Origin of the sequence: Hydrogenophaga sp. YM1, from assembly GCF_016903055.1 — a bacterium.
GTDB lineage: Bacteria > Pseudomonadota > Gammaproteobacteria > Burkholderiales > Burkholderiaceae_C > Hydrogenophaga > Hydrogenophaga borbori.
Map to the genome: position 1 here is coordinate 503,598 of NZ_CP070223.1, position 25,404 is coordinate 529,001.

Annotated in this window: 18 protein-coding genes; 8 read left to right on the forward strand and 10 right to left on the reverse strand. The window is 71.6% G+C overall.

Going from position 1 to position 25,404, the window contains the following annotated elements; genetic code table 11:
• Positions 1-4: 4 nt before the first annotated feature.
• The 4 genes from JNX00_RS02520 to JNX00_RS02535 are packed head-to-tail and all read right to left on the reverse strand — an operon-like array spanning position 5 to position 5,817.
• A complete protein-coding gene (locus JNX00_RS02520) occupies positions 5-1,009 on the reverse strand; it encodes a tripartite tricarboxylate transporter substrate binding protein (protein ID WP_204743992.1) in 1,005 nt (334 codons plus the stop codon).
• Between the two features lie 28 nt (positions 1,010-1,037).
• Positions 1,038-2,618 carry a hydantoinase B/oxoprolinase family protein gene (locus tag JNX00_RS02525; protein ID WP_070400476.1) on the reverse strand — a complete coding sequence of 527 codons (1,581 nt, stop codon included), beginning with the start codon at positions 2,616-2,618 and terminating at the stop codon, positions 1,038-1,040.
• Positions 2,615-4,570 (reverse strand): hydantoinase/oxoprolinase family protein, encoded by a 1,956-nt coding sequence (locus JNX00_RS02530; RefSeq protein ID WP_204743993.1) that lies wholly within the window; start codon positions 4,568-4,570, stop codon positions 2,615-2,617. The genes JNX00_RS02525 and JNX00_RS02530 overlap by 4 nt, the downstream gene beginning before the upstream one ends.
• Before the next feature lie 8 nt (positions 4,571-4,578).
• Positions 4,579-5,817: an FAD-dependent oxidoreductase gene (locus tag JNX00_RS02535; RefSeq protein WP_070400474.1), complete on the reverse strand. Its 1,239-nt coding sequence runs from the start codon at positions 5,815-5,817 to the stop codon at positions 4,579-4,581.
• Between the two features lie 160 nt (positions 5,818-5,977).
• Here JNX00_RS02535 and JNX00_RS02540 point away from each other — a divergent pair, with 160 nt between their 5' ends.
• Both JNX00_RS02540 and gdhA read left to right on the forward strand, forming a co-directional pair.
• On the forward strand, positions 5,978-6,889 hold the full coding sequence (locus JNX00_RS02540; RefSeq protein ID WP_070400473.1) for a LysR family transcriptional regulator: 912 nt from the start codon (positions 5,978-5,980) through the stop codon (positions 6,887-6,889).
• Between the two features lie 176 nt (positions 6,890-7,065).
• The gene (gene gdhA / locus JNX00_RS02545) at positions 7,066-8,409 is read left to right on the forward strand and encodes an NADP-specific glutamate dehydrogenase (protein WP_070400472.1); all 1,344 of its coding nucleotides are present in this window, start codon (positions 7,066-7,068) and stop codon (positions 8,407-8,409) included.
• A gap of 31 nt (positions 8,410-8,440) precedes the next feature.
• Here gdhA and JNX00_RS02550 read toward each other — a convergent pair whose 3' ends face one another.
• Both JNX00_RS02550 and JNX00_RS02555 read right to left on the reverse strand, forming a co-directional pair.
• A complete protein-coding gene (locus tag JNX00_RS02550; protein WP_070400471.1) occupies positions 8,441-8,905 on the reverse strand; it encodes a hypothetical protein in 465 nt (154 codons plus the stop codon).
• A complete protein-coding gene (locus JNX00_RS02555) occupies positions 8,905-10,965 on the reverse strand; it encodes a UvrD-helicase domain-containing protein (protein ID WP_070400470.1) in 2,061 nt (686 codons plus the stop codon). The genes JNX00_RS02550 and JNX00_RS02555 overlap by 1 nt, the downstream gene beginning before the upstream one ends.
• A gap of 100 nt (positions 10,966-11,065) precedes the next feature.
• Here JNX00_RS02555 and JNX00_RS02560 point away from each other — a divergent pair, with 100 nt between their 5' ends.
• The 4 genes from JNX00_RS02560 to JNX00_RS02575 all read left to right on the forward strand — a co-directional run bounded on the left by JNX00_RS02560 (position 11,066) and on the right by JNX00_RS02575 (position 15,582).
• On the forward strand, positions 11,066-12,028 hold the full coding sequence (locus JNX00_RS02560) for an AEC family transporter (protein WP_204743994.1): 963 nt from the start codon (positions 11,066-11,068) through the stop codon (positions 12,026-12,028).
• 315 nt (positions 12,029-12,343) lie between these two features.
• Positions 12,344-14,503, forward strand: a complete 2,160-nt coding sequence (gene katG / locus JNX00_RS02565) for a catalase/peroxidase HPI (RefSeq protein WP_070400468.1) — start codon at positions 12,344-12,346, stop codon at positions 14,501-14,503.
• A gap of 168 nt (positions 14,504-14,671) precedes the next feature.
• The gene (locus JNX00_RS02570; protein ID WP_070400467.1) at positions 14,672-15,172 is read left to right on the forward strand and encodes a GAF domain-containing protein; all 501 of its coding nucleotides are present in this window, start codon (positions 14,672-14,674) and stop codon (positions 15,170-15,172) included.
• A complete protein-coding gene (locus JNX00_RS02575; protein ID WP_204743995.1) occupies positions 15,169-15,582 on the forward strand; it encodes a response regulator in 414 nt (137 codons plus the stop codon). Before JNX00_RS02570 ends, JNX00_RS02575 begins: the two co-directional genes overlap by 4 nt.
• A gap of 59 nt (positions 15,583-15,641) precedes the next feature.
• Here the strand turns inward: JNX00_RS02575 and priA are convergent, their stop codons facing one another.
• The 3 genes from priA to JNX00_RS02590 form a co-directional block, all read right to left on the reverse strand.
• Positions 15,642-17,705 carry a primosomal protein N' gene (gene priA, locus JNX00_RS02580; protein WP_204743996.1) on the reverse strand — a complete coding sequence of 688 codons (2,064 nt, stop codon included), beginning with the start codon at positions 17,703-17,705 and terminating at the stop codon, positions 15,642-15,644.
• A gap of 403 nt (positions 17,706-18,108) precedes the next feature.
• A complete protein-coding gene (gene hemE, locus JNX00_RS02585) occupies positions 18,109-19,212 on the reverse strand; it encodes a uroporphyrinogen decarboxylase (protein WP_204743997.1) in 1,104 nt (367 codons plus the stop codon).
• A gap of 652 nt (positions 19,213-19,864) precedes the next feature.
• Complete coding sequence (locus tag JNX00_RS02590; protein WP_239478313.1) at positions 19,865-21,988, reverse strand: protein-disulfide reductase DsbD domain-containing protein; 2,124 nt, start codon at positions 21,986-21,988, stop codon at positions 19,865-19,867.
• Between the two features lie 313 nt (positions 21,989-22,301).
• Here JNX00_RS02590 and JNX00_RS02595 point away from each other — a divergent pair, with 313 nt between their 5' ends.
• Together JNX00_RS02595 and JNX00_RS02600 are read left to right on the forward strand one after the other, a co-directional pair.
• A complete protein-coding gene (locus JNX00_RS02595) occupies positions 22,302-23,519 on the forward strand; it encodes a cyclopropane-fatty-acyl-phospholipid synthase family protein (RefSeq protein ID WP_239478245.1) in 1,218 nt (405 codons plus the stop codon).
• A 35-nt stretch (positions 23,520-23,554) separates the two neighbouring features.
• The gene (locus JNX00_RS02600) at positions 23,555-24,397 is read left to right on the forward strand and encodes a creatininase family protein (RefSeq protein WP_204743999.1); all 843 of its coding nucleotides are present in this window, start codon (positions 23,555-23,557) and stop codon (positions 24,395-24,397) included.
• Positions 24,398-24,668: 271 nt separating this feature from the next.
• On the opposite strand, the gene JNX00_RS02605 is transcribed toward JNX00_RS02600, so the two are convergent.
• Positions 24,669-25,340: a histidine phosphatase family protein gene (locus JNX00_RS02605; protein WP_070400460.1), complete on the reverse strand. Its 672-nt coding sequence runs from the start codon at positions 25,338-25,340 to the stop codon at positions 24,669-24,671.
• Positions 25,341-25,404: the final 64 nt, after the last annotated feature.

Genomic DNA, 25,404 nt, shown 5'->3' on the forward strand with positions numbered 1-25,404 from the left:
GGACTCAGTCGGGCTTCACGCCGGCGGTCTTCACGATGGTGGCCCACTTCTTGTTCTCGGCCTCGATGAAGGCCTTGTACTCGGCCGCGCCGCTGCCGCCGAGCTTGAAGCCGCGCGAGACGAAGTACTCCTGGATGTCGGGGCTGGCGAGCGCGGCGTTCACGTCCTTGTTGAGCTTGTCGACGATGGCCGCGGGCGTGCCGGGCGGCGCGAACAGGCCTTGCCACGACAGCGCCTCGAAGCCCGGGTAGCCGCTCTCGGCCACGGTGGGCACGTTGGGGAACATGGGGTGGCGCTCCTTGGAAGTGACGGCGATCGGCGTGAGCTTCTTGGCCTCGATCTGCGGCATCACCACCAGGATGTCGCCGAACATCAGGTCGATCTGGCCGCCCATGAGGTCGCTCAGCGCGCCAGCGCTGCCGCGGTAGGGGATGTGCAGCAGCGCGGTCTTGGTCGCCAGCTCGAACATTTCGCCCGTGAGGTGCATGGACGTGCCCGTGCCCGGCGAGCCGTAGGTGATGGAGCCCGGCTTGGCCTTGGCGGCGGCCACCAGCTCGGCCAGCGTCTTGGCGGCCACGCGCTCGCCCTTGACCAGCAGCAGCGGCGCGGTCACCACGGCCGTCACGGGCGTGAAGCCCTTCACCGGGTCGTAGGGCAGGTTGGGGTACAGCGAGCCGGCGATGCCGTTGCTGCCGGTCACGCCCAGCAGCAGCGTGTAGCCGTCGGGGGCCGACTTGGACACGTGGTCCGCGCCCACCGTGCCGCCCGCGCCGGGGCGGTTGTCCACGATGACGGTCTGCTTCCATTGCGCGGCGAGCTTCTCGCCGAGCTTGCGCGCCAGCAGGTCGGTGCTGCCGCCGGGCGGGAAGGGCACGACGATGCGCACGACCTTGCTCGGGTAGGTGTCCTGCGCGGCCGCGGCCAGCGGAGTGAGCGCGGCCAGGCCCAGGGTGGTTCCCGCGGCCAGCGCGCTGACCAGGGTTCTGCGGTTGAGGGCGAAACGTTTCATCGGGGATCTCTCTTTCAAGTGGGTGGGTTCATTGGCGTGGCATGGCCTCGCCCCATGCGCCTCCTCCGGCCGTTTCTATGACGAGCCTGTCTCCCGCGGACCAGTCGACGCGCGCCCTCGCGGGCAGCACGTCGACGCGTCCATCGGTTCTTTCGATGCGCGCGGCCGAGGGCGCGCCGTCGCCGCCCCCTTCGCTGCCGCGCGCACGGCTGACATGGCGCTCGCCCCGGTAGGAGACGCTGCCATGGCCTTCCAGCAATTCATACACCCGGCGCACGCCATGGCCGCCGCAGAAGCGGCCCGCGCCGCCCGATCCCTCGCGGACCGCGTAGCAGTGCACGCGCACGGGCGCTTCCGACTCGATCACCTCGAGCGGCGTGTTGCGCGCGTTGCCCACGTCGGTGGACACGCCGCTGGTGCCGTCGCCGCGCGCACTGGCGCCGGCGCCGCTGGCGATGATCTCGGTGAACAGCCAGCGCTGACCGTCGGCGCGCGCGCCGCCGAGCGAGAGCACCGTGGCCACGCCGGCGTTGGCGGCCATGGGCTCGCGCGCCGCGCCCGAGGACCAGGCGCCGAGCAGGGCGTTGCAGGCCAGCTTGAGCGTGGCGGTGCGCGCGTTCACCGCGGCTGGCAGGCGCGGGTTGACCACGCTGCCCTCGGGCAGCACCCAGCTGGCTGGCACCAGGCAGCCGGCATTGTTGGGCGCCTGCGGCGCCAGCGAGCGCATGAAGAACAGGATGGCCGACACCATGCTGGAGGGCGAGGCGTTCACCGGCCCGCGCGTCTGTGGCGAGGAGCCGGTGAAGTCGATGTGCAGGGTGTCGCCCCGCTTGCGCAGGGCGACCGCGATGCGCACCGGCGTGTCGCTGATGCCGTCGCCGTCGAGCTGGTCCCGCCAGTGCCATTCGCCATCGGGCGCGGCGCGCAGGGCCTCGCGCGTCAGGCGCTCGGACTGCGCGAGCAGGGCCTCGCACACGGCCTCGAAGGCCGCGCCGGTGCGCGCGCGCAGCGCGGCGGTTTCCTCGGCGCCCAGGCTCACGGCCGACCACTGCGCGTTCAGGTCGCCCAGCAGGTTGCCGGGCGTGCGGCTGTTGGCGCTGAGCAGGGCCTCGATGTGCGGGTCGGGCGCGCCGGCCACGCGCCAGCGCACCGGCGGTATGCGCAGGCCTTCCTGGTAGATCTCGGTCGCGTCGGGCGGGATGGAGCCGGCCGCCACGCCGCCCACGTCCTGGTGGTGCAGGATGGCCGCGGCCAGCGCGACCACCGCGCCGCCGCCGAACACCGGCCGCACCACGATCAGGTCGGGCAGGTGCGTGCCGCCCGACCAGGGGTCGTTCATCAGCCAGGCGTCGCCGTCGGCCATGGCCTCGACGGGGCAGCGCCGGAGCAGGCCCGCGACCGCCGGAATGAGCGAGCCCAGCAGCAGCGGCAGCGAGCGCGCCTGCGCGAGCAGGCGGCCGTCGGGCAGGAAGACCGCGGCCGCGCAGTCGCCGCCCTCGCGCGCGATGGAGGAATAGGCCGCGCGCATCATGCGGCTCTGCATGCGGTCGGCGATGCCCTGCAGCGCCAGCCGAACGGGCTCCATGAGGATCAGGTGCTCGTGGTTCATGCCCTGGGCTCCCGGGCCCCGTCGCGCGACAGCAGCAGCGCGCCGTCGGCCACCAGCGCCCAGCGCCAGCCCGCGGGCACCCACACCGTGGTGGTGGCGGCGAACAGCGCGCGCGGGCCCAGGCCCTCGGCCGGGCAGCCGGCCCACAGCGCGGGATCGGGGCGCAGGTGCCGGGCGCTCACGCCGGGCTGGGGCAGGGTTTGTTCAAACACGCCGCGCAGCAGCAGGGCCTGCACCTCGAAGCGCGCAGGCAGCTGGCCGCGCAGGGACTCGTAGCGCTCGGCGAAGCGCGCGCGCAGCGTGGCCAGGTCGTCGCCGGTGTCCCAGGGCACCTCCACCGGGTTGCCCTGGCCCACGATCAGCAGCTCCAGGCTCCAGCGCGGCGTGCCCTCGCGCACCGAGCGGTGCAGCGCCTCGCGGCGTTCGCTCAGCGCGCCGAGGCCCTCGTGGTCGAGCGCCAGCGCGCAGGACCATTCCAGCGTGCGCGTGGGCGGCGAGGCCAGCAGGCCCAGCGCGGCGATCACGCCGGCGTGGGGAATCACGCGCACGCGCGGCACGCCCGCGAGCTCGGCCACCTCGGCCACGTGCTGGGCGCCGCCGCCGCCGGCGGCCACCAGCTCGCAGTCGGCGGGGTGGATGTCGCGCTGGAAGGCGCGCATCTTCACGCTCTCGGCCATGGCGGTGGCGGCGGTGGCGACGATGGCGCGCGCCGCGTCCTGCGCGTCCAGGCCCAGCGGCGCGGCCACGTCCTTCTGAATCGCGGCGTGCGCGCGCGCCGCGTCCAGCGCCACGCCGCCCGACAGCCGCTCGGGCAGGCGGCCCAGCAGCACCAGGGCGTCGGTCAGCGTGGCCTCGGTGCCGCCCAGGCCGTAGGCCGCGGGGCCGGGCCAGGCGCCCTGGGAGCGCGGGCCCAGCCGCAGGCCACCGCCCGCGTTCACCGTGGCCAGGCTGCCGCCGCCGATGGACAGGGACTCCACGTCGGCGCAGCGCAGGCGCAGCGTGAGATCGCCGCACAGCAGCGCATCGCTGAACAGCGGCCGGCCGCCGTCGAGCAGGCCGATGTCGGTGCTGGTGCCGCCCACGTCCACGGACATCACCACGCGCGGTTCGTCGGCGGGCAGGCTCGCGGCCACGCCTTGCAGGGCCGCGCAGGGGCCCGACATGGCCAGGCCGATGGGGCGCGAGGCGGCCTCGGGCCAGGGCGCGATGCCGCCCTCCGAGCGCATCAGCGCGGGCTCGGGCAGGCCGCGCTCGCGCAGCGCCTCGCCCAGCGTGCGCAGGTAGCGCTGCACCAGGGGCTTGCTGTAGGCGTCGAAGGCCGTGACCAGGAAACGTTCGAACTCGCGCGGCTTGGGGTCGACCTCGCTGGAGACCGAGACCAGCAGGTCGGGCTCGGCCTGCAGCAGCCAGTCGCGCACCTGCTGTTCGTGCACGGGCCGCAGGTGGGCGAACAACAGGCACACCGCCACCGAGGCGATGCCGCGCGCGCGCAGCTGGTGCGCGATCGCCATCACCTGCTCGCGGTCCGGCGCCTCGACCTCTTCGCCGCGCGCGCCGATGCGGCCGCGGATCTCGAAGCGCAGCTCGGCGGGGAACAGCCGGCGCTCGGGCGTGGGCGGCGCCACCACCGGGGTGTAGAGGTCGCGGCGGTCCTGGCGCGCGAGCGCGAGCACGTCGCGCAGGCCGGCGTTGGTGAGCACGGCCACCGGGCCGGCGTCCTGTTCGAGCAGCAGGTTGGTGACCACGGTGGAGCCGTGCACCAGGCGCGCCACCTGCGCGGGCGCGATCTTCTGTTCGTCCAGCAGGCGCTGCACCGCGCCCAGGATGGGCTGCACCAGCTCACCCGCTTCGCGCGGGTGCTTGAGCGCGCGCAGCTCGCCGTCGCTGGAGCAGGCGACCACGTCGATGAAGGTGCCCCCCATGTCCACGCCGATGGCCCACTGCGTGTTCATGGCCGTCCTCAACGGAAGCGGGACGCGCGAAAGGGCGCCAGGTCCACCTGCGTGGCGCGGCCGGCCACCAGGTGCGCGACTTCGCGGCCGGTGGTGGCGCCCATGCACATGCCCATGTGGCCATGGCCGAAGGCCATCCAGGCGTTGTCCGCGCCGCGGCTGCGGTCGATCACCGGCAGGCTGTCGGGCATGCAGGGGCGGTGGCCCATCCACTGCGTCACCTCGGAGGTGTCGAGGTGCGGGAACAGGCGCAGGCCCTGGCGCAGCAGGGCCTGCGCGCGTTCGTAGTTGGGCGCGGGTTTTAGGCCGGCGAACTCCACCGTGCCGGCCAGGCGCAGGCCCATGGCCATGGGGTTGATCATGAGGTTGGCCTCGGAGGCCATTACCGTGTGGCGCAGCTTCAGGTTGGAGCTGCGCACCGTGACGTGGTAGCCACGCTGGGTCTCCAGCGGCACGCGGTCGCCGAGCTGCGCCGCGAGCGCGCCGGACCAGGCGCCGGCCGCGATCACCACACCGTCCACCGCCAGCGGCTCGCCGCTGTCCAAGCGCAGGCCGGTCACGCGCCGGCCCTCGCGCTCGAAGCCAATGACCGAGCGGTGGTCGTGGCGCGCGCCGTCGCGCAGGGCCTGGCGGACCAGCGCCTTCACCAGCTGCGAGGGGTCCAGCGTGGAGCCGTTGTCGGGCGCCAGGATGCCGAAGCGGAACTGGCCTTTCAGGTCGGGCTCGAGCTCTTCGAGTTCCTCGCGTTCCACGTCGACCAGGTTCACGCCCAGCGAGCGGCGCAGGTCCATGCCCCATTTCCACTGCGCCGCGGCTTCGCGCGAGGAGTAGACGTAGAGGCAGCCGGTGCGGCGCACCAGTTCGTTGGCGTGCGCGTGGTCCAGCAGCGGGCCGTAGCAATCGAAGATGGGGCGCAGCAGGGTCTGCAGCGCGGTGGCGATGCGCGTGACCTCCTGCGGCGTGGAGTGGCGCAGCATCTGCACCAGCCAGGGCAGCACGCGCGGCAGGTAGCCGGTGCGCACGGTCAGCGGGCCCAGCGGGTCGAGCAGCCACTTGGGCACCTTGCGCCACATGCCCGGCATGCCCACGGGCAGGCAGGCGCTGGGCGAGAGCGAACCCGCGTTGCCGAAGGAGCAGGCCTCGCCCGGCTCGAGCGGGTCGACGAAGGTGATCTGGTGGCCGTCGCGCTGCAGCCAGGCGGCGCTGCAAGCGCCCACGATGCCGGTGCCTATGACGGCGATGTGCATGGAATCAGGGGAGAAGAATCGACAGGGGATGGGACGGTGCCGGGCATTCTAGGAACGGGCTTACCATCAACCAAGCGAATTGTTTTGATAGATCAATCATGAAACCTGATGGTGGTGCACGCGCGCGGCGGATGCACCGGCATCGATCGCGGGGCACGCCATGAACATCAGCCTGCGCCAGATGCGCGCCTTCGCCGCCGTTACGCACAGCGGCAGCTTCACCGGCGCGGCGCGCCAGCTCAACCTCACGCAGTCGGCGGTGAGCATGCTGGTGCAGCAGCTCGAACAGGAACTGCACCTGCAGCTGTTCGACCGGGGCCGCACGGCCATCACGCTCACCGAGGCGGGGCGCAACCTGCTGCCGCTGGCGCAGCGCATCCTGGAAGACGTGCGCCAGGTGGTGGACGGCGCCTCCGAGATCCGCGCGCTGCGGCGGGGTTTCCTGCGCGTGGCCACCTCGCAGATGATGGCCTGCACCTGGGTCGCCTCCATCCTCGGCGAGTTTGGCGAGCAGCACCCGCAGATCAGCGTGCGCCTGAAGGACGCGGTGGCCGACGACGTGGTGGACACCGTGCGCCACGGCGCGGTGGAGCTGGGCATCGGCCCCGACCGCCCGAGCGGCGACGACGTGACGCGCAGCTTCCTCATGAACGTGCCGCTGCGCTTCGTCTGTCCCCAGGGGCACCCGGCCTACGGGCGCGCGAGCGTGCCGTGGAAGGATCTGCGCGAGGAGCGCTGGATCGGCTATTCCAACGAGTTCAACCGCTACCTGGAGCGCCGGCTGCACGCGCACGGCCACGACTTCGCGCTCAACACGGTGAGCGACGTCGGCTTTCTCACCACCGCGCTGGCGCTGGCCGGGCACGGCCGGGGCGTGCTGGTGGCGCCCGAGTACGCGCGCTCCTTCGCCGACAACTTCGGCGTGCGCTTCGTGCCGCTGCGCGGACCGGCGGTGCAGCGCGAGTACTTCGTCTACCAGCGCAAGGGGCAGTCGCTGTCTCCAGCGGGGGCGGCTTTCCTGGCGCTGCTGCGCCAGCGCGGTGGGGCGCCCCGGCGGGCGCCGGCGAGGTAGCCGCCGGCTGCCTGTTGGGTGGGCAAGGGGGCTGGCCCGCTGGCCCGCCAAGGGGGGTGAATGCACCAGATTCGGCGCCTCTGGTGCCCTCCCGGGGGCTTGGCCCCTCCGGGCGGGGGGCGCAGCCAATGCAAAATGGTGCGTTTTTCTATCCAACGCACCATTTTGGAATCACCGTGAAGTACACGTCCGCCGAGCAGTTCCTGCACACCGTCGCCGAGCGCAACCCTGGCCAGCCTGAGTTCCTTCAGGCCGTGACCGAGGTGATGGAGAGCCTATGGCCCTTCATCGCCCAGCACCCCAAATACGCCGAGCACAGCTTGCTGGAACGCCTGGTGGAGCCCGAGCGGGTGGTGATGTTTCGCGTGTCCTGGGTCGACGACCACGGCCAGGTGCAGGTCAACCGCGGCTACCGCATCCAGCACAGCATGGCCATTGGCCCGTACAAGGGTGGCCTGCGCTTCCACCCCTCGGTCAACCTGTCGGTGCTGAAGTTCCTGGCCTTCGAGCAGACCTTCAAGAACGCGCTCACCACCCTGCCCATGGGCGGCGGCAAGGGCGGCTCCGACTTCGATCCCAAGGGCCGCAGCCCGGGCGAGGTGATGCGCTTCTGCCAGGCCTTCGTGAGCGAGCTGTTCCGCCACGTCGGCTCGGACACCGACGTGCCCGCCGGCGACATCGGCGTGGGCGGGCGCGAGGTGGGCTTCATGGCCGGCATGGCCAAGAAGCTCAGCAACCGCGCCGACTGCGTGTTCACCGGCAAGGGCCTGAGCTACGGCGGCTCGCTGATCCGCCCCGAGGCCACGGGCTACGGCACGGTGTACTTCGCCGAGGAAATGCTCAAGACCAAGGGCATGTCCTTCCAGGGCATGCGCGTGTCGGTGTCGGGCTCGGGCAACGTGGCCCAGTACGCGGTGGAGAAGGCCATGGCCCTGGGCGCCAAGGTGGTCACCGTGTCCGACTCCAGCGGCACCATCGTCGACGAGGACGGCTTCTCGCCCGACAAGCTGGCCGTGCTGATGGACGTGAAGAACCACCACTTCGGCCGCGTCAGCGACTACGCCGAGCGCACCGGCGCGCACTTCGAGGCCGGCAAGCGCCCCTGGCACGTGCCGGTGGACGTGGCCCTGCCCTGCGCCACGCAGAACGAGCTGGACGAGCACGACGCCGCCACGCTGATCGCCAACGGCGTGAAGTGCGTGGCCGAGGGCGCCAACATGCCCTCGACCATCGCCGCGGCCACCGCCTTCGAGGCCGCGGGCGTGCTGTTCGCGCCGGGCAAGGCCAGCAACGCGGGTGGCGTGGCCACCTCGGGCCTGGAGATGAGCCAGAACGCGCTGCGCCTGTCCTGGCCGCGTGAGGAGGTCGACGGCCGCCTGCTGCAGATCATGCAGGGCATCCACACGGCCTGCGTGCGGCACGGCCGCCGCGCCGATGGCCGCGTGAGCTACATCGACGGTGCCAACATCGCCGGCTTCGTGAAGGTGGCCGACGCCATGCTGGCGCAGGGCGTGGTCTGATGCGTCGGGCCGCCTGAGGCGGCCCGGGGCCTCAGCGCCAGCCTGGGGCCTTTTCCAGCCGGAACCGCAGCGCCGGCTCGGGCGCGCGGGCGGTCTCGCTGGGGCGGCGCGTGCCGGTGATGATGAGGCGTCCGCCGCAGTCCTCGGCCACGCCGCTCCACACCGCCGCCATGCCGACGCCGTCGTCGGACTCGTCGAAGTGGAACTCGCCGTCGGTGACGTCGCCCGACACGATGGAGCGGCGCACCCGCTCGCCGGTGCCGCGCCGCAGCTCCCCGCGCACGCTGCCTGCGTATTCGGGGTGGCGCTCCAGGTGCAGCACGCCGCTGTCGCGCGGGCGCTCGGGCGATCCGCCCTCGTCCCAGAAGTGGGCGCTCCACTCGCCGCTCAGGCGCGCCGGCGGCAACTGGTCGGGCACGGTGCAGGTGGCCGGGGCCTGCGCGGTCGCCCAGGCCGGCAGCAGGCCCAGCGCGAGGGTGGTCAGCGCGCGCCGCATCAGGCCGTCGCCTTCTGTTCGGCGCTGCCGTCCTGCGCGCGCTTGGCGAACTCCGCGCGCAGGGCCTTGAGCTTTTCGCGCGGGTCTTCCTTCACGGTGGCCTTGTCCAGCGCCATCTCGGCGATGAAGCGGCTGGCCGCGCCGGGCACGCTCTCGCGGCCCTTCTTGCGGCGCTTGAGCCAGCTCACGGCCAGCGTGCGCTGCGCGCGCGTGATGCCCACGTACATCAGCCGGCGCTCCTCCTGGATGCGCTGCTGCTGCACCTCGCCGCTCAGCTCGTCGTCGTCCACCTTGAAGGGCAGCAGGCCTTCGTTCACGCCGGCCAGCGTCACGTGCGGCCATTCCAGGCCCTTGGACGCGTGCAGGGTGGACAGCGTCACCACGTTCTGGTCCTGCTCGCGCTCGGACAGGGTGGAGATCAGGGCGATGGTCTGCACGACCTCGAGCAGGGTCTTGCGTTCGGTCTCGGTGGTGGCGCCGGCCTCGTCCTCGACCTTTCCGCCGCAGCGCCCGGCCACCCAGTCGCAGAACTCCATCACGTTGGTCCAGCGCGCGGCGGCCACCTTCTCGTTGTCCTCGTTGTCGTACAGGTGCTGCTCGTAGCCGATGTCCTTGAGCCATTCGGTGAGGAAGGCCTTGGCGGCCTCGTGCCCGACGGTGTGCCGCGCGCGGTACTCCAGGTCGTTCACCTGGCGGCCGAACTCGTGCAGCGCGCCGATGGCGCGGTTGGACACCGCGCTGGGCAGCGAGTGCGAGAACAGGGCCTCGAACAGGCTCAGCTTGTACTGCGTGGCGAAGTTGCCCAGCTGCTGCAGCGTGGTGTGGCCGATGCCGCGCTTGGGCGTGGTGGCCGAGCGCAGGAAGGCCGGGTCGTCGTTGTTGTTGGTGAGCAGGCGCAGCCAGGCGCAGAGGTCGCGGATCTCGGCCTTGTCGAAGAAGCTCTGGCCGCCCGACACCTTGTAGGGGATCTGCGCCTTGCGCAATGACTGCTCGAAGGTGCGCGCCTGGTGGTTGGCGCGGTAGAGGATGGCGAAGTCGCGCCACTCCTTGTGGGGGGAGTTGGCGCGCAGGCTCTGGATGCGCGCCACCGCGCGCTCGGCCTCGTGCTCCTCGTTGTCGGCGTCCACCACGCGCACCGGCTCGCCCTCGCCCAGTTCGCTCCACAGCGTCTTGGGGAAGAGCTTGGGATTGGGGCCGATGACGTTGTTGGCCGCGCGCAGGATGGCGCTGGTGGAGCGGTAGTTCTGCTCCAGCTTGATGACCTTGAGCTCGGGGAAGTCCTGCGGCAGGCGCTTGAGGTTGTCCAGCGTGGCGCCGCGCCAGCCGTAGATGGACTGGTCGTCGTCGCCCACGGCGGTGAAGCGCGCGCGCTCGCCCACCAGCAGCTTGAGCAGCTCGTACTGCGTGGCGTTGGTGTCCTGGTACTCGTCCACCAGCACGTGGCCCATCTTCTTCTGCCACTTCTCGCGCACCTCGGCGTGCTCGCCCAGCAGCTTGAGCGGCAGGGCGATGAGGTCGTCGAAGTCCACCGCCTGGTAGGCCACCAGGCGCTCCTCGTAGCGCTGCATGATCAGCGCCGTGGTGCGCTCGTGCTCGTCGCGCGCCTGGGCCAGCGCGGCGGCGCCGTTCAGGCCGGCGCTCTTCCAGGCGCTGATGGTCCACTGCCACTGGCGCGCGGTGGCGGCGTCGGTGGTGGTGCCGCAGTCCTTGAGCAGGCTGGTGATGTCGTCGGTGTCGAGGATGCTGAACTGCTTCTTCAGGCCCAGCACCTCGCCGTCCTCGCGCAGCAGGCGCACGCCCAGGGCGTGGAAGGTGCACACCAGCACCTTCTTGGCCTCGCGCCCCACCAGGTGGCCGGCGCGCTCGCGCATCTCGGCCGCGGCCTTGTTGGTGAAGGTGATGGCCGCGATGCGGTTGGCCTCCAGCCCGGCCTGGATCAGCCGCGCGATCTTGTGCGTGATCACGCGCGTCTTGCCCGACCCGGCCCCCGCCAGCACCAGACAGGGCCCGCCCAGGTGGTTCACGGCTTCAAGCTGGGCGAGGTTCAGACCGGCGGACATGGGAGGCAGCGAGGCAAAGCGGGGGATCATAGCGGCCGGGGGTGTCGCGCCCGGGTCAGCACCACCCGCGGCCCGCCGATGGGCTGACACAATCCCGCCCGTGCTGCACGTCCTGCTGGTCACCTTCCCCTTCTTCGCGCTCGTGCTCGCCGGCTACCTGGCCGCGCGGCGGCGCCTGCTGCCGCTGGAGGCCATTCCCGGGCTCAACGGCTTCGTGCTGTTCTTCGCGCTGCCCTGCATGCTGTACCGCTTCGGCTCCACCACGCCGATCGCGCAGCTGCTCGACGCCCGCGTCGCCGGCCTGTACCTGCTGTGCGGGCTGGTGGTGGTGGCGGCCACCATCGCCTTCACGCTGAACCCGCGCATCCGCTGGAACGACGCCGCCTTCGGCGCGCTGGTGGCGGCCTTTCCCAACTCGGGCTTCATGGGCGTGCCCCTCATCGTGGCCCTGCTGGGCGATACGGCCGCCGGCACGGTGATCCTCACCATGGTGGTGGACATGGTGGTCACCAGTTCGCTGTGCATCGCGCTGTCGCGCCTCGACGGGGCCGGCGGCAGCGGCCGCGCCGCCGTGTTCGGCGCCGCGCGCAAGGCGCTGCGCGGCGTGCTCACCAACCCCATGCCCTGGGCCATCGGCCTGGGCGGCGTGGCCTCGGCCTGGGCCTTCCGCCTGCCGGTGCCGGTGGAGAAGACCGTCTGGCTGCTGGCCGACGCGGCCTCGCCGGTGGCGCTGTTCACCATCGGCGCCGTGCTGGCGCGCGCGCAGATGACGGCCAATCACCCCATGCCCACCAGCGACTACCTGCCGGTGGCGGTGATGAAGCTCGTTGTGCACCCGCTGCTGGTGCTGGGCACGGGCCTGGTGGCGATCCGCCTGGGCCTGGGCCTGTCCACGGCCGCGCTCACGGTGATGGTGCTCACCGCGGCCCTGCCCAGCGCCAGCAACGTCTCGCTGCTGGCCGAGCGCTTCGGCGCCGACAACGGGCGCATCGCCCGCATCATCCTGGTCACCACCGCGGCGGCCTTCCTCACCTTCTCGGGCGCCGTCACGCTGCTGACCTGAAGCGGCGCTCACGGGACGCCCGCCGTGCTGCGCCCGGCGGGGCTGAGCGATTGGGGACCCGGCCTGGGGCATTCCGGGCGGGAGGTGCTTACCGATAGTCATGAGCTATCGATAACATTCAATCTATTGGGTGGACTTGGTCCGACGGCCTGACCAGAATGCGTCGGTCGCATCGAGGAGTTGCACCATGAGCACCACCCCTTCGCCAGGCAGCGCCTTCGCGCAATGGATCGAGCGCCTCGCCTGCCTCCCCCTGGCGCACTGAGCTCACCGCCGCCCCGCGCGACCCACACCAACCCCCACCAGGAGACCACGATGTCAGAAGCCAAGTGCCCCTTCCACCCCGCCGCTGGCGGCGGCACGTCCAACAAGGACTGGTGGCCCAACCAGCTGCGCCTGGACCTGCTGAACCAGCACTCCAACCGGTCCAACCCCTTGGGCGCCGCCTTCAACTACGCCGAGGAATTCAAGAAGCTCGACTACAAGGCCCTCAAGGCCGATCTCAACCAGCTGATGACGGACTCGCAGGACTGGTGGCCGGCCGACTTCGGCAACTACGCCGGCCTGATGGTGCGCATGGCCTGGCACGCCGCCGGCACCTACCGTGTGGGCGACGGCCGTGGCGGCGCCGGGCGCGGCCAGCAGCGCTTCGCGCCGCTGAACTCCTGGCCCGACAACGTCAGCCTGGACAAGGCCCGCCGCCTGCTGTGGCCCATCAAGCAGAAGTACGGCCAGAAGATCTCCTGGGGTGACCTGATGGTCCTGGCCGGCAACGTGGCTCTGGAGAACTCGGGTTTCCGCACCTTCGGTTTCGCCGCCGGCCGCGAGGACGTGTGGGAGCCCGATCAGGACGTGTACTGGGGCAAGGAGACCACCTGGCTGGCCGGCAGCAACACGCCCAACAGCCGCTACGCGCACAACAAGCCCGGCGAGCGCGACCTGGAGAACCCGCTGGGCGCCGTGCAGATGGGCCTGATCTACGTCAACCCCGAGGGCCCGGACGGCAACGGCGACCCGCTCGCGGCGGCCAAGGACATCCGCGAGACCTTCAAACGCATGGCCATGGACGACGAGGAAACCGTGGCGCTGATCGCCGGCGGCCACACGCTGGGCAAGACCCACGGCGCGGGACCGGCCAGCAACGTCGGGCTCGAGCCCGAGGCCGCCGCGCTGGAGGCCCAGGGCTTCGGCTGGGAGAACAAGTTCGGCACCGGCAAGGGCAAGGACACCATCACCTCGGGGCTGGAGGTCACCTGGACCAGCACCCCGGTGCGCTGGAGCAACGACTTCTTCCAGTTCCTCTTCAAGTACGAGTGGGTGAAGACCAAGAGCCCGGCCGGCGCCATCCAGTGGGAGGCCAAGGACGCCGAGGCCATCATCCCCGGCCCCACGCCCGACTCGCCCAAGCGCAAGCCCACCATGCTGACGACCGACCTGTCGCTGCGCTTCGACCCGGCCTACGAGAAGATCTCGCGCAGGTTCCTCAACGACCCGCAGGCCTTCGCCGACGCCTACGCGCGCGCCTGGTTCAAGCTGACGCACCGTGACCTGGGACCGAAGTCGCGCTACCTGGGCCCCGAGGTGCCGAAGGAAGACCTGATCTGGCAGGACCCGCTGCCAGCGCCCACGCACAAGCCCACGGCGGCCGACATCGCCGACGCCAAGGCCAAGATCGCCGCCGCGGGCATTCCCGTGTCCGACCTGGTGGCCACGGCCTGGGCCTCGGCCTCCACCTTCCGCGGCGGTGACAAGCGCGGCGGCGCCAACGGCGCGCGCATCCGCCTGGCGCCGCAGAAGGACTGGGCCGTCAACGCCGTCGCGGCCAAGACCCTGCCCCGGCTGGAGGCCATCCAGAAAGCCAGCGGCAAGCTCTCGCTGGCCGACGTGATCGTGCTGGCCGGCGGCGTGGGCATCGAGCTGGCCGCCAAGGCCGCCGGCACCCCGCTGGAGGTGCCCTTCGCGCCGGGCCGGGTGGACGCCACGGCCGAGCAGACCGACGTCGAGTCTTTCTCGTACCTGGAGCCGTTCGCCGACGGCTTCCGCAACTACCTCAAGGCCCGCTCCGAGGTGCCGGCCGAGCACCTGCTGGTCGACAAGGCCCAGCTGCTCACGCTCACCGCGCCGGAGATGACGGCGCTGGTCGGCGGCCTGCGCGTGCTGGGCGCCAACTTCGACGGCGGCAAGCTCGGGGTGTTCACCGCCAGGCCGGGCACGCTGACCAACGACTTCTTCGTCAACCTGCTCGACATGGCCACGGCCTGGGGGCCGGCGGGTGAGCACTTCGAGGGCCGCGACCGCAAGACGGGCGCGGTGAAGTGGACCGGCAGCCGCGTCGACCTGGTGTTCGGCTCGCACTCGGTGCTGCGCGCCCTGGCCGAGGTCTACGCCAGCGCCGACGGCAAGGACAAGTTCGTCAAGGACTTCGTGGCCGCCTGGGTCAAGGTGATGAACCTGGACCGTTTCGACCTGGCCTGAGCGCGCGCCGGTCGGTGCGTTCCTGAAGCCCCGCGGGTGCCTGGCGCCCGCGGGGTTTCCTTCTTTCGGCTTACCTTTTCACAACGAAAGCATCAAAAGGAGGCTTCAGAAGGTAGGCATGCTGTCGATACAGAGGGCTCGGGCGACGGTTCGCCCAGGAGACCCCAGATGATCGCTGCGCCGGTTCCCGCCGACGAGGATGCGCGCCTGAAGGCCTTGCGCGAACTCCTCATTCTCGACACGCCGCCCGAAGAACGTTTTGACCGCATCACGCGCTTCGCCATGAGCGAGTTCGAGGTGCCGATGGCCAGCGTCTCGCTGGTCGATCGCGACCGGCAGTGGGCCAAGTCCAGCTTCGGCTTCGAGGCGGCCGAAACGCCGCGCGACCTCTCCTTCTGTGGCCACGCCATCCTGGAGCGGCAGACGCTGGTGGTGCCCGACGCGCTGAAAGACCCGCGCTTTCGTGACAACCCGATGGTGAACGGGCCACCCTGGGTGCGCTTCTATGCCGGCGCCGTGTTGCGCATGCCGTACGGCATGGCGCTGGGGGCGCTGTGCCTCATGGACCGCCGGCCGCGCCAGATCGACCGCGTGGGCCTGGCCATCCTGTGCTCGCTGCGCGACCTCGTGGTTGAAGAGCTGGTGCGCCGCGAGGAGGTCGCCTCATGACCGTCACCTCCGTGCAGGGCAACCTGCCGCAGCTGCTGCTGGTCGAGCCCGACAACATGGTGCGCAGCACCGTGGCCAGTGTCTGCCGCGGCCTGGACCTGGCGCAAGTGCACCAGGCCGCCAGCCTGGCCATCGGACAGCAGATGCTGCAGGCCCAGCGCATGGACGCGCTGCTGCTGTCGCTGGCCGAGGGCGAGGCCGCGGTGGCCCTGATCGAGCGGCTGCGCGAGGCGCGGCCGGAGATGCCCGTGTCCGTGATGACCGCCAGCGCCGACGCCGACACGGTGCGCCGCCTCAAGGCCCTGGGCATCCGCCGGCTGCTGCTGCAGCCGTTCAAGATCCGCGACGTGGTGATGACGGTGGAGGCCCTGTGCGCTATCGCGCCGCTGGAGGTCACCAGCGGCTCATAGGACGCCCCTGCGCGCCGCGCGCGCCGAGGCCGAGCGCCTTGGGAACGGCCCGGCGGCGCTCATAGGGACAGCGGGTCCACGTCCACCGCGAAGCGGATCAGGCCGCGTGCCTCGGGCAGGCCGCGGCATTGCAGCAGCACCGGTTGCCAGGCGGCCAGGAAGCGCTGCAGCGCGGCGCGCGACGGGCTTTCCACCAGCAGCTGCGCGCGCTCCACATTGGCCACGCGCTGGATGGTGAGCGGCACCGCCGGGAACAGGGTCACCGCCTCGCGGTGCGGCAGGTCCTGCGTGGCGGCGGCGGCCGCGTTCAGGAAGGCCTGCGCGGCCTCCTGCGTGCGCGCATCGGCGCGCAGCAGCGCCTGGTGCGCGAAGGGCGGCATGCCGGCCGCCTCGCGCTCGGCCAGCTCGCCGCTGGCGAAGGCGGCGAAGTCGTGCGTGCGCAGGTGCGCGAACAGCGGGTGTTCGGGGTTCCAGGTCTGCACCCAGAGCTCGGCCGCGCCGCTGTGCGCGGCGTCGCGCCCGGCGCGCCCGCCGGCCTGCATCAGCAGCGCGAACAGGCGCTCGGGCGCGCGGTGGTCGGCGGCGAACAGCGCGGCGTCGGGCTGCACGGCGGCCACCAGCGTGATGCGGCGGAAGTCGTGTCCCTTGGCGATCATCTGCGTGCCCACCAGCACGTCGACCTCGCCCGCGTGCAGGGCGGCCAGCTGCGCCTCCAGGCTGCCCTTGGCCTTGGTGGTGTCGGCGTCCATGCGCGCCACGCGCACCGGGCCGCCATCGGGGCGCTTCACGTCCGCCAGCAGGCCGGAGAGTTGCTCCTCCACCTGCTCGGTGCCGCGGCCCACGGGCTCGATGTCGAGGTTGCCGCAGTCCGGGCAGGCGCGCGGCACGCGCTGGGTGAAGCCGCAGTGGTGGCAGCGCAGGGTGCGGTCCAGCTTGTGGAAGACGCGGTAGGCGCTGCAGTGGGGGCAGCCGCTTTTCCAGCCGCAGGCGTGGCAGGCGAGCACGGGCGCGTAGCCGCGCCGGTTGATCAGCACCAGGCACTGCTCGCCGCGCGCGATGCGCTCACCCATGGCCGCCAGCAGCGGCGGCGCGATCAGCGCGCCCTTGGGCTGGTGGTTCATGTCGACCAGGCGCAGGCGCGGCAGCGCGCCACCGCCGATGCGCGCGGCCATGGCCAGGCGCCGGTAGCGGCCCTGCTCGCTGGCGTGCCAGCTCTCCAGCGAGGGCGTGGCCGAGCCCAGCAGCACGCGCGCGTTCTGCAATTTGCCGCGGTAGATGGCGAGGTCGCGCGCCGAGTAGCGCGCGCCGTCCTGGCTCTTGTAGCTGGGGTCGTGCTCCTCGTCGACCACGACCAGCCGCAGGCCGGGCAGGCTGGCGAACACCGCCAGCCGCGTGCCCAGCACGATGCGCGCACGCCCGGTGTGCGCGGCGATCCAGGCCGCCAGGCGCTGCGCGGGCGTCATGCCGCTGTGCAGGCAGACCACGGCCTCGTCGCCGAAGCGGGCGCGGAAACGCGCCTCCAGCTGGGGCGTGAGGTTGATCTCGGGCACCAGGATCAGGGCCTGGGCGTCGGCGTCCGCCGCCAGGGTGCGCGCGGTGGCCTGCAGGTAGACCTCGGTCTTGCCGCTGCCGGTGGCGCCGAACAGCAGGGCGGGGGCGGTGTCGGCGGCGGCCAGGGCCTCCAGCGCGGCGGCCTGCTCGGGCGTGAGCGTGCGGGCGCTGTCGGGGTCCACGGCGGCCGGCGCGGCGCGCGCGGGGCGCTTGAGCCGGCGCGCCAGCTGCGTGGGGTCCAGATCACGCAGCGGCGGCGGCAGCGCGGCCAGGGCCACCTCGCCCAGGGCCCGCTGGTAGTAGCGCGCCGCGAAGCCCACCAGGTCTCGCCAGGCGGCGTCCAGCGGGGGCAGGGCGTCCAGCACCTGGGCCACCTCGCGCGCCTGCCCCTCGGCCAGGCCCTCGGGCGGCGCGTCGTCGTTGCGCCACACGATGCCCAGGACCTCGCGCGCGCCCAGGGGCACGCGCACCAGCGTGCCGGGCGCCAGGGCGCGTTCGCTGCGGTAGCTCAGGGCGTCGCCCACCCCGCTGTGCGCGGGGGTGGCCACGACCACGGCGGGCCAGTGACACATGTTTAGCGGTAGTTCCTCACGTTCGTCGGCGAAATCGCCGCTAAGTGCTTGATGTGAAAGCCTTGGCGGACATATCCAACGCTTCTGTGGATAACTTTGTTGATAGTGTGCCCGTGTCGGCCCGCAGCCCTTGCAAATCAAGGCTTTGCTTAAACTGCCTCAAAAAAAGGCATCTGACAAAGCGCTTATGAATCAATAACTTACGGAGCAACCCCTGGGGTGGGCCGCTGGCCCACGGGCCCCGAGAGGGATGGCGCACCGCAGCACAAATTTTGTGCATAACTGGCGCCTGTCAAGCGCTTTTTGTGGCCTTTTTTGTGCTATGCGGGCCGCGGTGACGGGTTGATGACACGGGGCCGCCGGTCGTCGCACTCCTGAAATGGGAGCGTGTTCCGCCGCGCCATCAGGCCGTCTGGCGCAGCCGGCGCGAATGCGAATGCACGGCGTCGACCAGCGCGCTCACGTGCTCGGGCGGGGTGTGCTGGCTGATGCCGTGGCCCAGGTTGAAGATGTGCGTGGGGCCGGTGCCCGGGCCCGTGTGCGGGCGGCCGAAGCTCTCCAGCACCTTGACCACCTCGGCCTCGATGGCCGCGGGCGGGGCGAACAGCACGTTGGGGTCGATGTTGCCTTGCAGGGCCTTGGCCCCGGGGCCTTCGCCCACCTGCGCGCGCGCGCGGGCCAGCGAGACGGTCCAGTCCAGGCCCAGCACCTCGCAGTCGAGCGGCTTCATGTCGTCCAGCCACAGCCCGCCGCCTTTGGTGAAGACGATGCGCGGGATGGTGGCGCCTTCGTGCTCGCGCTTCAATTGCGAGAGCACGCGTTTCGTGTAGGCGAGGCTGAAGGCCTGGAAGGCGCCGTCGGCGAGCACGCCGCCCCAGCTGTCGAAGACCATCACCGCCTGCGCGCCGGCCTCGATTTGCGCGTTCAGGTAGACGGCCACGGCGTCGGCGTTGGTGGCGAGGATGCGGTGCATCAGGTCGGGCCGCGAGTACATGAGCGACTTGACCAGGCGGTAGTCGTCGGAGCCGCCGCCTTCGACCATGTAGCAGGCCAGGGTCCAGGGGCTGCCGGAAAAGCCGATCAGGGGCACGCGGCCGTTCAGGGCCTTGCGGATGGAGGCGACGGCGTCGAAGACGTAGCGCAGCTTGTCCATGTCGGGCACGGCCAGCGCGGCGACGTCGGCCTCGGTGCGCACGGTTTTTTCGAACTTGGGGCCTTCGCCGATCGCGAAGGACAGGCCCAGGCCCATGGCGTCGGGCACGGTGAGGATGTCGGAGAAGAGGATGGCGGCGTCGAGCGGGTAGCGTTCCAGCGGCTGCAGGGTGACCTCGGTGGCGTGGTCGACGTTGGTGGCCAGGCCCATGAAACTGCCGGCCAGGGCGCGCGTGGCGCGGTACTCGGGCAGGTAGCGGCCGGCCTGGCGCATGAGCCACACGGGGGTGTGGTCGGTGGACTGGCGCAGGCAGGCGCGCAGGAAGCTGTCGTTCTTCAGGGGGGCAAAGGGCATGGGGTCTCTGGATGCCGGGCGGGGGTATGTAAGGGCCGGGGGATTATCCCCTTGGGGGCGCGGTGGCTGAGGGGCCGGTGTTCTTGCCCCTTGCCCCTCGTTTTATTGCTTCTTTGCTTCGTGCTTCGTGCTTCTGCTTCTGCTTCTGCTTCGCATGGGCCGCCGGTGTGGGTGCCCGTTCTCCGGCCCACGCTCGCGGTCCACCACCTGGGTAGGCCTGCGTTGTTTCATCAACACCGCTTCGGCGCTCAGCTTCTGTGGCAGCCGCGAATGGGGCCTGCGCCCGGGCACCCACACCGCCGTCCCCGAAACGCGCGGGCCGGCCAAAGAAGACCGGACACCCTTCGAGCGTTGATCGCTGGCCAAATGGAATCTGACCCCGATTTCGCTGACCCCGATGTCCTTGGCCTGCTCGGGTGTCACTCTCGACGGATGGTGGGGTTCGCGGGCGCAGGCCCCATTCGCGGCTGCCACAGAGGCTGAGCGCCGGCACGGTGTTGATGAAGCAACGCAGGCCTACCGATGTATGCGCCCGCGAGCGTGGGCCGGAGAACGCGGACCACGCCAGCCGTCAGTGCGAGGTCGACGAGCGAAACCGCTGAGCACGCCGGCAAGGCTAGCGCCGGGGCACAAAAATGGCTGTCCGCCGCGCTCAGAGCGCCGCCAGCGCCGCGCGGACCTCGTCCACGCTCAGCACCTCGGTCAGCACCTGCACCGGCTGGCCGGTTTTGTGGAGCGCGTACACCGGCACGCCGTTGCGGCCCAGCGCGGCCAGGGCCTGCGTCACCGTGGGGTCGCGGCGCGTCCAATCGGCGCGCAGCAGCGCCACGTTCTTGCCGGCGGCGTCGCCCAATACGCGCGCATCGGCCAGCGTGGTGCGCTTGTTGTACTGGCAGGTGACGCACCAGGCCGCCGTGAAGTCCACGAACACCGGGCGGCCCTGCGCCAGCAGCTCGGCCTGGCGCTGCGGGCTCCAGGCCTCCCAGGCCAGGCCGGCCACACCGGTGTCGGTGCGCGCGGCGGCGGCTTCCTCGGGTGCGCGCAGCACGCTGGGGCCGATGCCCACGGCCAGCGCCAGCAGCGCCGCCAGCGACAGGCCGCCCATCACCACCCGCCCCCGGCCGCTCAGGCCCAGGGACCAGATGGCCAGCGCCAGCGCCACCAGCAGCATGAGCAGCGCGGCCGCGCCGTCGATGCCGCTCTGCTGGCCCAGCACCCACAGCAGCCAGACCACGGTGGCGAACATGGGGAAGGCCATGAACTGCTTGAAGCGCTGCATCCAGGGCCCCGGGCGCGGCAGGGCGCGCGCCACGGCGGGCACGGCGCTGGCCAGCAGGTAGGGCAGGGCCATGCCCAGGCCCAGCACACCGAAGATCGCCAGGGCCTGCGGTGCCGGCAGGGCGATGGCCAGGCCCAGCGAGGCGCCCATGAACGGCGCGGTGCAGGGCGAGGCCACGGCGGTGGCCAGCACGCCGGTGAGGAAGGCGTCGGCCGTGGGGTGGCGGGCCTGCAGCGTGGCCAAGCGGCTGGGCAGCACGTTGCCGAACTCGAACAGGCCCGCGAGGTTCAGGCCGATGAGGGTGAACAGCGTGGCCAGCGCGGCCACCACGGCCGGGCTCTGCAGCTGGAAACCCCAGCCGAGCTGTTCGCCCGCCGCGCGCAGGGCCAGCAGCAGGCCGCCCAGCGCCAGGAAGGACAGCACCACGCCCGCCGTGTAGGCCAGGCCATGGGCGCGGTGGGCGCGCGCGTCGCCACCGTGTTGGGCGAAGCCCGTCACCTTGATGGCCAGCACCGGGAACACGCAAGGCATGAGGTTGAGGATGAGGCCGCCGATGAGCGCGCCCAGCAGGGCCGCGCCCAGGGTCAGCGCGCTGGCCGGCGTGGCGCCACCGGGCGGGACCGCCGAGGCGCGCGCGGCATTGGCGTCCAGCGCGGCCTGCAGGGCGTCGGGCACGGTGGCCGTGGGCAGCGGGGCGGCGGCGGGCCAGCTGCCGTGCACCGGCACGGCGGCCAGGCGTGCGCCGGGCTCGCCCGGCCCCTCGCCGGCGGGCCGGGCCGGTGCCACCACCAGGTCCATGCTGGCCGGGCTGTCGAAGCGCTGCGGCGAGAGCGGTACGCGCGCCGTCCAGCGCGCGCCGTCCCAGGCCTGGGTCCAGGCCGCGCCGGGTTCGATCACGCCGCCCAGCTCGGGGAAGAACTCCAGGTCGCGGCCGCGCCAGGCGGCGGGCAGGCCGTCGAGCGCCACGCGCAGGAAGCCGTCCTCGGGCACGAGCTGGCTGGCGCCGGCGGGCTGCTCACGCGGCCGGGCCTCGCGCATGGCCGCGAACAGATCGCCGTGCCCGGCGCTGCCGCCCTGGACCGGCAGGCTCAGGGAGAAGCTGGCCTCTTCGGGGATGCATTCCTGGCGGCAGACCAGCCAGCTCGCCTGCAGCTTGACGTCCAGGGCATTGCCACTGAAGTTGTCGCTCACCTTCAGCGGGACGGGCAGCACCACCGTGCCGTCGTATCCGTAGTTGGCCAGGGTGCCGATGGGGAATTTGCGCGGCGTGGGCCAGTGGATCTCGCCCGCGCTTACGCCCTCGGGCAGGGTCCAGCGCAGCTCGGTGGGCAGGCCCGAGTCGCCGGGGTTCTTCCAGTAGGTGTGCCAGTGCGGGGCGTGGTCCAGGCGCAGGCCCAGCCAGACGGTGCGTCCGGGGCCGGCGCCGTCGGGCGCGTGGGCCAGCAACTCGGCCCGTGTTTGATCCGATTGGAATACGCCGGCCGGGGCCGCGCTCATGATGGCGCCGAGGGTCTGGGCCGGCGCGGCGGCGGGCAGGCCCAGGGCCAGGCCACCCAGGGCGGCGAACAGGAGGCGCCGCGCGCGCGCGGCCAGGGACAGGAGCAGGGTCATGACGGGAGGGATTGTCGGGCGCTTGCGCGCGCCGGGTAGGAGCGGGTGGCGGCGCCCGAGTTCCGCCGGGGCCTTTGCCGGGCACGGCCTTTGCCCACCCGCGACCGGTGTCGATTTGTCATCGGTGGTTCACGGTGCCGGTTTTTTCGGTAAAACCGGGACTGGCTTGACGTCAATACCACCATTGGAGGGGTCCTGCATGGGAGCAATCGTGGAAATGGCGCTGATGCCCTGGGCACGGCGCATGCAAGACAAGGTCAACCTGCCGGTGCGGCTGTACTGGCGCGACGGCGGCGAGCCGATCGACCTGGGCCGCTTCGAGCGCCCCCAGGTCACCATTCGCGTGAAGGACGCGAGCGGCCTGCCGCTGCTGATCGACCCCAACCTCGACACCCTGGGCCGCGCCTATGTCGAGGGCCTGATCGACGTCGATGGCTCGCTGGGCGACGTGCTGGCGGCGGCGCACGGCCTGGCCAACCACGCCCAGCCCGAGAGCGGCCTGATGGGACGCATCAAGCGCAGCTTCCGGCACACGCGCGAGACCGATTCCGAGGCCATCCAGTACCACTACGACGTCTCCAACGCCTTCTATGGCGAGTGGCTGGACCACAACATGGTCTATTCCTGCGCCTACTTCGAGAACGGCGACGAAAGCCTGGACGAGGCGCAGGAGAAGAAGATCGACCACATCCTGCGCAAGGTCCAGTTGCGACCGGGCCAGCGCCTGCTCGACATCGGCTGCGGCTGGGGCGCGCTGGTGCTGCGCGCGGCCGAACGCTTCGGCGCGCACTGCGTGGGCGTGACGCTGTCGAAGAACCAGTTCGAGCTGGCCACCGAGCGCGTGCGCCGCGCCGGCCTGCAGGACCGCATCGACATCCGCCTGCAGGACTACCGCGACATCAACGACGGCCCCTTCGACCGCATCACCAGCGTGGGCATGTTCGAGCACGTGGGCCTGGAGCACCTGGTGCCGTACTTCCAGCAGATCCGAAAGCTGCTCAAGCCCGATGGCTGGGCCATGAACCATGGCATCACCAGCACCGACGCCAACGACGGCGAGACGGCCAACGGCGGCGGCAGTTTCATCGAGCGCTACGTGTTTCCTCACGGCGAACTGCCGCACATCGCCACCGTGCTGCGCACCCTGCAGGAGGGTGGCCTGGAGGCCTTCGACATCGAGAACCTGCGCCGCCACTACGCGCGCACCTGCGGGCTGTGGAGCGAGCGCTTCGAGGCCAAGGCCGCCGCGCTGCGCGCCATGGTGGACGAAAAGACCTGGCGCATCTGGCGCGTCTACCTCGCGGGCTGTGCCTGGGCCTTCGAGCACGATCAGATCGCGCTGTTCCAGGTGCTGTGCCGTCCCTCGGGCCGGCCGGCGGCGGAGTTGCCGTGGTCGCGCCGCTGGCTCTACCGCTGAGCCGCGGGCGGCGGCGGCGCCCGTAAGATCGGGCGATGTCCGCCGCCACCCCCTCCTCGCGTTACTGGCAAGACCTCGGCAGCGCCGAGTTCGCCGCGCTCGACCGCGGGCGCGCCATCGCCGTGCTGCCCGTGGCCGCCACCGAGCAGCACGGGCCGCACCTGCCGCTGTCGGTGGACGCCGACATCGCGCGCGGCGTGATCGAGGCCGCTCAGGGGCACCTGCCGGCCGATCTGCCCGCGCTGTTCCTGCCGCTGCAGGCCGTGGGCTTCTCGCCCGAGCACGCGGCCTTCGCGGGCACGCTCACGCTCAAGGCCGACACGCTGATGCGTCTGTGGACCGAGCTGGCCGAGTGCGTGGCCGATGCGGGCGTGAAGAAGCTGCTGATCTTCAATACGCACGGCGGCCAGGTGGGCCTGCTGGACCCGGTGGCGCGCGACCTGCGCGCGCGCCGCGGCCTGCTGGTCGTGAGCACGAGCTGGTTCCAGCTGCCGCTGCTCGACGCCCATGGCCAGGACGTGAACGCGCGTTTTTCCGCGCACGAGCAGCGCTTCGGCGCGCACGCGGGCGAGGTCGAGACCGCGCTCATGCGGGTGCTCAATCCGGGCCGGGTGCGCATGGAACTGGCGCGCAACTTCGTGTCCAGCAGCGAGCAGCGCGCCGAGCGCTTCGAGATTCTGGGCAACGGCCGCAGCGCGAAGTTCGCCTGGCAGGCACAGGACCTCAACCCGGCGGGCGCGGCGGGCAACGCGGCCGCAGCCACGGCGGAGAACGGCCGTGCGCTGCTCGACGCGGCGGGGCGGGCGTTGGCGAAGCTGCTGGTGGAGATGGACCGGCTGCCGGCGGACACGCTGCGGCAGGGCGAATCGGCGGGCTGATCTGGGCGGGTGGGCGATGCGCCGCTGAGCGGGTCGCTGCTGTGCGCTGAGGCTTCGGGGCGATGTTTCTCGGCAATGTTCCTCGTCGCGGCTTCGCATGGGCCGCCGGTGTGGGTGCCCGTTCTCCGGCCCACGCTCGCGGTCCACCGGGGTATGCGCCCGCGAGCGTGGGCCGGAGAACGCGGACCCCGCCAGCCGTCAGCGCGAAGCCGGCGAGCGAAACAGACGAGCGAAACAGACGCGTGAAACAGGCAGAGAGCCGACAGAACGCTCAGGCGTACGTGACCCAGTCCTTGTGGTCCGGCCCGTCCAGGTGCGGCAGCGTGTTGTAGGTCAGCAGGCTGTGCCGCTTGGGCGTGAACTGGAACTCGGTCACGGCGCTGTTGCGGATGCGCAGGTTCAGCTCGATGCTCGCCTCCGGGCTCAGCCCCAGCACCTGGCCCACGGCGGTGGCGATGGGCCCCCCGCTGGACACGATCAGCACGTTCTTCCCATGGTGCGTGCCGCGCACGTGCGCCAGCGCCTCGGCCACGCCGCGCGCGAAGCCGTCGTAGCTGGGCATGCCCTGCGGGCTCACGGTGCCCGCCATCCACTGCGTCAGGCCGTCGCGCAGCAGGCGGAAATGCTGGCGGTACTGCTCGGGCGTGTCGGGCTTGGCCAGCGGCTGCGGGTGCACGCAGCGGATCACCGCATCGGCGTCGTACTCGTTCAGGCCCGCCATCACCAGCGGCTGCAGCGCGAGCCCGGCGCCTTCGGCGATGCCGGCCCAGGTCTGCTGGTGGCGCCGCAGCGAACCGGTGATCACGGCGTCGAAGCCCAGCCCGCGCTCGGCCCAGTAACGGCCCAGGCGCAGCGACTGGCGCCGGCCCAGCTCGCTGAGCTGGTCGTAGTCGGCGGCGCCGAACGAGGCCTGGCCGTGTCGCACGAGGTAAAGCGTTCCCATGGCGCGATTCTGGGTCGCGGGCCGCGGCGGCTTTTGTCCCGGCAGCGACTGAACCCGGCCCTGG

Bases quoted from the DNA above. Each gene is read 5' to 3' on its own strand.
- JNX00_RS02570 (WP_070400467.1), top strand. From the start codon at position 14,672: ATGATCGCTGCGCCGGTTCCCGCCGACGAGGATGCGCGCCTGAAGGCC.
- JNX00_RS02555 (WP_070400470.1), bottom strand. From the start codon at position 10,965: ATGTCCGCCGGTCTGAACCTCGCCCAGCTTGAAGCCGTGAACCACCTG.
- JNX00_RS02550 (WP_070400471.1), bottom strand. From the start codon at position 8,905: ATGCGGCGCGCGCTGACCACCCTCGCGCTGGGCCTGCTGCCGGCCTGG.
- hemE (WP_204743997.1), bottom strand. From the start codon at position 19,212: ATGCCCTTTGCCCCCCTGAAGAACGACAGCTTCCTGCGCGCCTGCCTG.
- katG (WP_070400468.1), top strand. From the start codon at position 12,344: ATGTCAGAAGCCAAGTGCCCCTTCCACCCCGCCGCTGGCGGCGGCACG.
- JNX00_RS02520 (WP_204743992.1), bottom strand. From the start codon at position 1,009: ATGAAACGTTTCGCCCTCAACCGCAGAACCCTGGTCAGCGCGCTGGCC.
- JNX00_RS02540 (WP_070400473.1), top strand. From the start codon at position 5,978: ATGAACATCAGCCTGCGCCAGATGCGCGCCTTCGCCGCCGTTACGCAC.
- JNX00_RS02600 (WP_204743999.1), top strand. From the start codon at position 23,555: ATGTCCGCCGCCACCCCCTCCTCGCGTTACTGGCAAGACCTCGGCAGC.
- JNX00_RS02575 (WP_204743995.1), top strand. From the start codon at position 15,169: ATGACCGTCACCTCCGTGCAGGGCAACCTGCCGCAGCTGCTGCTGGTC.
- priA (WP_204743996.1), bottom strand. From the start codon at position 17,705: ATGTGTCACTGGCCCGCCGTGGTCGTGGCCACCCCCGCGCACAGCGGG.
- JNX00_RS02530 (WP_204743993.1), bottom strand. From the start codon at position 4,570: ATGAACACGCAGTGGGCCATCGGCGTGGACATGGGGGGCACCTTCATC.
- JNX00_RS02595 (WP_239478245.1), top strand. From the start codon at position 22,302: ATGGGAGCAATCGTGGAAATGGCGCTGATGCCCTGGGCACGGCGCATG.
- JNX00_RS02525 (WP_070400476.1), bottom strand. From the start codon at position 2,618: ATGAACCACGAGCACCTGATCCTCATGGAGCCCGTTCGGCTGGCGCTG.
- JNX00_RS02535 (WP_070400474.1), bottom strand. From the start codon at position 5,817: ATGCACATCGCCGTCATAGGCACCGGCATCGTGGGCGCTTGCAGCGCC.
- JNX00_RS02590 (WP_239478313.1), bottom strand. From the start codon at position 21,988: ATGAGCGCGGCCCCGGCCGGCGTATTCCAATCGGATCAAACACGGGCC.
- JNX00_RS02605 (WP_070400460.1), bottom strand. From the start codon at position 25,340: ATGGGAACGCTTTACCTCGTGCGACACGGCCAGGCCTCGTTCGGCGCC.